The organism is Mitsuaria sp. TWR114 (genome assembly GCF_007997345.1).
In genome coordinates, this window is record NZ_VOSR01000834.1 from 1 (window position 1) to 1787 (window position 1787).

A 1787-nucleotide genomic window follows, 5' to 3' on the forward strand; every position below is an offset into this window, starting at 1 on the left:
CGGCGTTGAGGCCGGCGACCCGGTCCTCCAGGCTGTCCAGCGCGGTCAGGATCAGCACCGGCAGCGACGCGTCGGTCTGGCGCAGCTGGCGCAGCACGTCGATGCCGCTGACCATCGGCAGGCCCAGGTCCAGCACCACCACGTCGAACTGCTGCTTGGCCAGCAGGTATTGGGCGACGGCGCCATTGGGCGCGTGCTCCACGGTGAAGCCGCTGGCGCGCATCTGTTCGCACAGGGCGTCGGCCAGGATCGCATCGTCTTCGGCGAGCAGCAGGTTCATGAATGGCAGATTAACAGCCCGCGCGGACGCACTGCCCTGGGGCAAGCCCGGGGCGCCACTTCCGCACGCCGCGCCCCGTTGTCGGGCGATTGTCGGGCGATTGCCGACAGGCGCTGGCGGCGATGGCCTCTGCCGCGAGGGGGGACGGTGTCGGAATACTGCGCGCCATGAATGCCAGCGACCTCAAGCAGACGCTCTGGCGCGTCGTCTACACGAAGAACGCGAACCTGCAGAGCAGCGGGAGCGCGGCGGGGCCCTGGCATCCCGACCGCCGCCACATCGAGCGCTGCGCCCAGGCCATGCGGGCGATGGCGCAGGAGGTCGGCATCCAGAGCAACGCGGAGGCGGCGAAGACGGCCTGCACCTGGTTGAGCGGCGCGGCCTGAGGGCCGCATAAGCACAGACGAATTTCTCGCTTCGGTCCGCACGGCTGGACGGGAACACTCGGCGCCATCGCGCTAGCCGCGCCCCGAGTGCCCCCGATGACCGCTCCCGTGCTCCGTCGTCCCGACGACCTTCCTCCGACCGCCGCCACCGCCACGACCGTCCCCGCCGCAGCCTCGCTCGCCCAGGTGCTGGGTCCGGGCCTGGATCAAGTGGTGCAGCAGCTCGCCGCCACGGCGGTGCGACGCGACCGCGAAGGCGGCCACGCCGCCGAGCAGCGCGAGCTGATCCGCGCCAGCGGCCTGCTCGCGCTGACCGCGCGGCACCTGGTCTGGCCCTCGCCGGTGCTGGCCCGCGTGCGGGGCTACCTCGCGCGCCGCTGCCAGGGGCATTCGCTCTGGGCCGGCCATGAGCGGCTGGGCGACGCCGCCTTCCTCGCGCGCCACGGCGTCTGGCGCGGCCCGTTCGCCGAGGCGACGCTGTTCTTCTACCTCGACGAATACATCAAGGACGCGCCCAAGGACCTGCTCGCGCTGCTGTCCTGCACCTGCGACGCGCTCGACGCGCAGCTGCGCAGCCAGTCCACGCTGGTGGAGCAGAACATCGACGTGCTGGGCCGCCTGCTGCAGCTCAACGCGGCCGAGCGCGCCCTGCTGCTCTACGGCACCCTCGCCCGCTACCAGCGCGAGCTGCGCGGCGCGCTGGTCGAGTTCAAGGTCAACACCGCGCAGGAGGCCTTCGCGGCGATCGCGGAGGTGGCGGGCGTCGATCCGCACGAGGTCGCGGAGGCCTTGCGCGCCGGCTCGCGGCTGGAGCGGGTCGGCATGATCGAGAACCTGATCGCCGAGCACAACATCACCGACCTCTCCGACCTGATGAAGGTCAGCGAGCAACTGCCGCCGGTGCTGATGCGCGCCTACGACGGCCCGCAGGACCTGATGGCGGTGTTCACGCGCCCGGTCGCGCCCAGTCCGCTGCAGCGCGCCGACTTCGACTTCATCGCCGAGGACGTGGGCATCCTCGCCACCCTGCTGCGCCATGCGGTGACGCAGGGCCAGCCCGGCGTGAACGTGCTGATCTACGGCCCGCCGGGCACCGGCAAGACGGAGCTGGCCAAGGTCGC

2 protein-coding genes and 1 pseudogene are annotated in these 1787 nt (G+C 71.7%); 2 read left to right on the top strand and 1 reads right to left on the bottom strand.

Features of this window, described 5'->3' with window-relative positions; all coding sequences use genetic code 11:
• On the bottom strand, positions 1–280 hold a 280-nt coding region (locus FUT87_RS24705; protein WP_147242711.1), incomplete at its 3' end, for a response regulator.
• 167 nt (positions 281–447) lie between these two features.
• Here FUT87_RS24705 and FUT87_RS24710 point away from each other — a divergent pair.
• Positions 448–666: a hypothetical protein gene (locus FUT87_RS24710; protein WP_091723845.1), complete on the top strand. Its 219-nt coding sequence runs from the start codon at positions 448–450 to the stop codon at positions 664–666.
• 96 nt (positions 667–762) lie between these two features.
• Positions 763–1787: pseudogene (locus tag FUT87_RS24715) on the top strand (ATPase); the annotation flags it as partial.

What these genes read in the sequence shown, in the direction of transcription:
- FUT87_RS24710 (WP_091723845.1), top strand. Translation starts at nt 448, where the DNA reads ATGAATGCCAGCGACCTCAAGCAGACGCTCTGGCGCGTCGTCTACACG.